This is a genomic window from Actinomadura sp. KC345 (assembly GCF_004348515.1).
Lineage (GTDB): Bacteria > Actinomycetota > Actinomycetes > Streptosporangiales > Streptosporangiaceae > Spirillospora.
In genome coordinates, this window is record NZ_SMKH01000446.1 from 1 (window position 1) to 4,654 (window position 4,654).

A 4,654-nucleotide genomic window follows, 5' to 3' on the forward strand; every position below is an offset into this window, starting at 1 on the left:
CCCCGGCCCGGGACCCCAGCTACCCCCGCTGAGCGCGTGCGAGGCGGTTATCCACAGGCGCGCGAATCCGGGACGCGCGCAGGCTCGCGGCCGCATCGTCGAGGCATGAGCTTCTTCACCGACCTGATCGACTTGATCCTCCCCGAGTCCTGCGCCGGATGCGGCGGGGCTCCCCTCCTGCTGTGCGACGCGTGCGAGATGCCTCTGGGAGCGCCTGCAAGGCCCGCGAGGACGGCGCCGGACGGCCTCCCGCCCCCGTGGACCGTCGCCGCCTATGAGGGCCCTCTCCGGGCGATCCTGGCCGCATACAAGGAACGCGGCCGTACGGCTTTGGCCGTCCCGTTGGGCGAGGCCCTCACCAGATCCCTCCGCGCGGCCTTGGCGCCACATCTCAGCCACACCCATCACGAAGGCCGGCGCGTGACGACTGAGAAGCCGCCGGCCGCGCGAGACGAGCGCGTGCTCTCTCTGGGGCATGACCCGCCGGCGGTGGTGTGGGTGCCATCGAGACGCCGTGCCGTCCGGCGCCGCGGCCACGACGCCGTCCAAGGGCTGGTGGACGTGGCCGTGCAGCGGCTGCGCGCGGACGGGGTACAGGTGATCGGCATGGACGCCTTGAAGCAGCGCAAACGAGTAGCCGACCAGGCCGCACTGACAGCCGCACAGCGATCCGCCAACCTCCGGGGCGCCCTGGAACTCAAGCCCCACGCTGAGGTGGCGGGCCGAAGCATCGTCCTGGTCGACGATGTGGTCACCACCGGCGCCTCCCTGGCGGAAGCGGGACGAGTACTACGCGCGGCCGGCGCCGACCTCCTCGGCGCCGCCACCGTCGCCGCAACCCCTCGCCGTCACCCCCTGATGCGCACCCCGGCCCCGACTCGCACTCCGCACGGGTGACTTTCTTCACGTTCGGGGGGTGGGGTGGCAGGCAGTTACCTTCGGTAGTCGGGGTCATGTCCCAGATGTCTTGCCTTGAGGGGGTGTGTGGCGTTAAGCGGGTCACGTCAGGCCATGGAGGGGTAGAGATTCGTCAAACTCACCGTGGGGCCAGTTCGATCTGACCTGCGGGTGCGCCGGGCGCGCGACGGGCGCGCACACGGGGGTTCACGGCATGTGATGGGCGTCCGGAGGGCGCGGCCGGGTCCCGTTGGGGCAGGTCCCGATGACGGTCAGTGAGTTTTTCCTCCGCCCACCCCCCTGACATTCGAGGCGTAAGGGGTTAGCGTTCCTGGCATGGCACCCGCCCGGGTCCGTGGTTGCGTCGGATCGCAGTGCTCGTCAGGAGCACGACAGGCGGTCCGGCTAGCCGATGCCAGGCGCAGGCGAAACGGCCCACGTAAGGCGACTTCTCGTCGACCGATCACGGTGCGCCTTAGAGGTAAGTCCTGCCCCGCCGGGGGATCCGACATCCTCCGAACAGGGAGAAGGGCAGTAGTGGCGAGAGCGCCGCGAGTCCCTCAGCAGGCGGATGTGGGGACGAAGACCAGGTCGGCCGGGCGGGTGCGACCCACCGTCCTGTGGCGCCTGCCCGGTTGTCAGGGATCCCGGGCAGCGCCTACCCGCAACCGGGAGAAGGGGGGGTCCCGCGTGAACATCACCGTGAGGGGCCGGCACACCGAGGTCAACGACAGGTTCCGTCGGCACGTCGACAACAAACTGGCCAAGATCGAGCGGCTCAACCAGAAGGTCATCCGCGTGGATGTGGAGGTGTCCGAGGAACACAACCCACGGCTCGCCGACCAGCGCGAAAGGGTCGAGCTCACGATCCGCTCCCGCGGCCCGGTGATCCGGGCCGAAGCCGCCGCCGACGACCGCTACGGAGCCCTCGACCTCGCGCTCGACAAACTGGAGTCGCGGCTGCGCCGCGACTCGGAAAGGCGCAAGGGCCACGGAGGCAAGGGCCGCGCCAAGCTCGCGACGATGGAAACGCTCCCCGAGGCGCTCCCGCAACCGGTACCCGAACCCCCGGCGGCCGTTCCGGAGCCCGCCGCGGACGAGGCCGAGCCGGTGAAGGTGTCGCCGGACGAGAACCTCGTCCCGATCCCCATGGACGGCGACGGCCCCCTCGTCGTCCGCGAGAAGTTCCACAAGGCCGAGCCGATGGGCATCGAGCAGGCCCTGCTCGAGATGGAACTCGTCGGCCACGACTTTTTCCTGTACCGGGACAAGGCCAGCGGGCACCCCTCGGTCGTATATCGGAGGAGAGGGTGGGACTACGGAGTCATCAGGCTCGTCGAAGAGTGATTCTCACCGGTGAGGCCACACGGTGATGCGGCACGCGCGTCACGTCACCGCCCGAACCATGTAATGATCTGAAAAGGCGTACCAGCCGATCCGCGGACGGCGGTGGTCCGGGGGGGATCCGGTACGGCGCGAGCGCCGCTCGGCCGGCCGTTCCGGGCCCGCCCGGTCACCGCCGCCCCGCGACGGCGGGTCGCGCGGGGCCCCGGACTCGCGGCGACCCACCCGGGAACCTCCCGGGGCGCACGGCAGTTCACCGGGGAACACCCGGCCCGAAATCCCCCGGGTTCGCCCCCGGACCACGTAGGTTCCCGAGGACGACCCGTCGGAGAAGAACCCTCCGGTAGTTCCATATCGCTGAATAGTGAAGGGGGGAAGCGGCGTCTCCTCCACGCCGCGACTCTGGTGAGCGAGAATCCCGAGGCTCGCGACGCCGCGGCGGTACCCCGTCAGACCGGCTCCGGCGCAACCCCCGCCGACCGGGAGGCGGCACGGCCGGCCGGAACGGCCGACCCGATCCGCGTGCTCATCGTCGACGACCATGCGCTGTTCCGCAGGGGCCTGGAGATGGTCCTGCAAGGCGAGGACGACATCGAGGTCATCGGCGAGGGCGGCGACGGGCACGAGGCCGTCGAGATGGCCGGGGACCTGCTGCCCGACGTCGTCCTGATGGACATCAGGATGCCCCGCCGCAGCGGCATCGAGGCGTGCACCGCCATCAAGGACGCGGCACCGAGCGCGAAGATCGTCATGCTGACCATCAGCGACGAGGAGGAGGACCTCTTCGAGGCGATCAAGGCCGGGGCCAGCGGCTACCTGCTCAAGGAGATCTCCATCGACGAGGTCCCCCAGGCGGTGCGCGCCGTGCACGGCGGGCAGTCGCTGATCAGCCCGTCGATGGCGTCCAAGCTCATCACCGAGTTCGCCGCGCTGGCCAAGAGCAGCGAGGAGCGCACCCAGCAGGTCCCCGCGCCCCGCCTGACCGAACGCGAGATGGAGGTGCTGCGGCTCGTCGCCCGCGGCCTCGGCAACCGGGAGATCGCCCGCGAGCTGTTCATCTCCGAGAACACCGTGAAGAACCACGTCCGCAACATCCTGGAGAAGCTCCAGCTCCACTCCCGGATGGAGGCCGTCGTCTACGCCGTCCGGGAGAAGCTCCTGGAGATCACCTGAGCCGGAGGGCGACCGGCAATCGGCTTTTGTCGGTGTTGTGACGTAGCATCGCCGTCGTGGTCGAGGAAGAACTCAGCGCGGACGAGGCACGACGGCTCCAACTGCGCGCCCAGGGCTTCCTGGGCGCGCGGCCAAAGGGCGGCGTACCGGCGATGCTGGAACGGCTCGGCGCCGTCCAGCTCGACACGATCTCCGTCCTGGCCAGGTCTCATGAACTGGTCCCTTACGCCCGCCTGGGCCCGGTCGGCCGCACCGCGATCGAAGCCGCCTACTGGGGCGCGAACGGAACCGCGCCCCGCAAGGCCCCCGCTCCCGGAGCGTTCGAGTACTGGGCGCATGCCGCGTCCCTGCTGCCCATGGCCGACTGGCCGCTCTTCGCGTTCCGCCGCCGCGCCTACCTGCGCCGCGGATGGCGCTGGCACAAGGTCCCCGAAGGCGTCTGCGACCAGATCCGCGAGCGCCTGAAGGCGGACGGCCCGCTGACCACCAGGGAGCTCGGCGGCGCCAAGGCGAGCGCCGACTGGTGGGACTGGAGCGACCACAAGATCGGCATCGAGTGGCTGCTGGACATCGGCGAGGTCGTCTGCGTCGAACGCGTCGGCTGGCGCCGCGTCTACGACCTCGCGGAACGCGCCGTCCCGTCCGGACTCCTCGCCCAGGACCCCGACGACGACGCCTGCCTGACGGCCCTCATCACACGCGCGGGACGGGCCCTGGGCGTGGCGACCCGCGGCGACCTCGCCGACTACTACCGGGTCAAGCAGGACCAGGTCGACCGGGTGATCGGCGAGACCGGACTGGTCCCCGTCACGGTCGCCGGCTGGCCCCAGCGAGCCTGGGCCGACCCCGCCGCACTGGCCGCCCCACCGCGCGGCAGGCACGCGACCACCTTGCTCTCGCCGTTCGACTCCCTGGTCTGGGACAGGGCCCGAGCCTCCCGCGTGTTCGGCTTCGACCACCGCCTGGAGGCGTACGTCCCCAAGGCCAAGCGCGTCCACGGTTACTTCGCGATGCCGCTCCTGTCCGGCGGCCGCCTCCTGGGACGAGTCGACCCGGCCCGAGAGGGCCGCACCCTCATAGCCCGCCAGGCGTCCCTCGAACCATGGGCCACCCGCACCCCGTCCCGCACGGAGACCTCAGCCGCCGCCCTGGCCACGGCCCTATGGCGCGCCGCCACCTGGGTCGGCTGCGACAACGTCCAAATCGAACGATCCGACCTACCCCCCGCCCTCCTCAAGGC

General features: G+C 70.7%; 4 protein-coding genes. All 4 read left to right on the forward strand.

All coding sequences use genetic code 11. The features are described 5' to 3' along the window. The first annotated feature begins 498 nt into the window (after positions 1-498). Positions 499-897: a phosphoribosyltransferase family protein gene (locus tag E1281_RS42380; RefSeq protein WP_243717778.1), complete on the forward strand. Its 399-nt coding sequence runs from the start codon at positions 499-501 to the stop codon at positions 895-897. Between the two features lie 690 nt (positions 898-1,587). Further along, complete coding sequence (raiA, locus tag E1281_RS37720) at positions 1,588-2,244, forward strand: ribosome-associated translation inhibitor RaiA (protein ID WP_131884492.1); 657 nt, start codon at positions 1,588-1,590, stop codon at positions 2,242-2,244. 513 nt (positions 2,245-2,757) lie between these two features. After that, a complete protein-coding gene (locus tag E1281_RS37725) occupies positions 2,758-3,414 on the forward strand; it encodes a response regulator transcription factor (RefSeq protein WP_207943750.1) in 657 nt (218 codons plus the stop codon). Positions 3,415-3,470: 56 nt separating this feature from the next. Further along, positions 3,471-4,654: crosslink repair DNA glycosylase YcaQ family protein (locus E1281_RS37730; protein ID WP_243717779.1), on the forward strand; the 1,184-nt coding region annotated here is incomplete at its 3' end.